The organism is Heminiphilus faecis (assembly GCF_008728965.1).
GTDB classification, from domain to species: Bacteria; Bacteroidota; Bacteroidia; order Bacteroidales; family Muribaculaceae; genus Muribaculum; species Muribaculum faecis.
Genome location: NZ_VSMC01000074.1, coordinates 1 through 646, shown reverse-complemented (window position 1 = coordinate 646; position 646 = coordinate 1). Strand labels below are relative to the sequence as shown.

Sequence of the window (646 nt, the reverse complement as noted above, 5' to 3'; positions counted from 1 at the left end):
CTACGTCGTTGTACCATCTTGCCAGACTGAGCCTTGCCACGCCCGGGGAGGTTTTACGGTTGAATATATCCACAAGTTTCAGAAACAGACCGTAGGCTTTCTCCAAGTCAGGGAATTTGCTAAATAGTATTTTTGCACGGGATTTCTGCTGACCGTTCCATTTTGTCTTGTGTTTGAGGATGATATGTCTGCTTCGTGCCATGATCTGGGGCAATGTCTCGCCGTTTTCCATCCTTTGCGGTTCCCACTGGCCAATTTGCTCCCGTTCTTCCTTTGTCTTGGCGGTCTTGCGCTTTTCCCGATGCTCCTTTATTGACTTGTTCTCGGCATCGAGCACTTCCCAACGGTGACGTATGCGCAACTGGTCCACCGCCTCGGAAATGAGCTGCTGTACATGGAAACGGTCATTGACCAGAGACGCCGCCGGGAAAACATTGCGGACTGTCAGCATCATGGCCGATGACAGGTCTGTCGTGACGGTTTTTACCTCCAGCCTTTTACGGAGCGGGATTTTCTTCAGAACGGCAGACACGGCATCTGTCGCCACGCCTCTTACCATAGCGGCCAAGGCTCCTTTGCGGCCGTGCGCCGTCTTGTTGGTCAGGATGGTATAGACATCGCCGTTGCTCAGACACGTCTCGTCAAG

Annotated in this window: 1 protein-coding gene; it reads right to left on the bottom strand. The window is 52.6% G+C overall.

Going from position 1 to position 646, the window contains the following annotated elements; genetic code table 11:
* The coding region (locus FW767_RS12975; protein ID WP_150980749.1) for a transposase at positions 1-646 on the bottom strand (646 nt) is incomplete at both ends.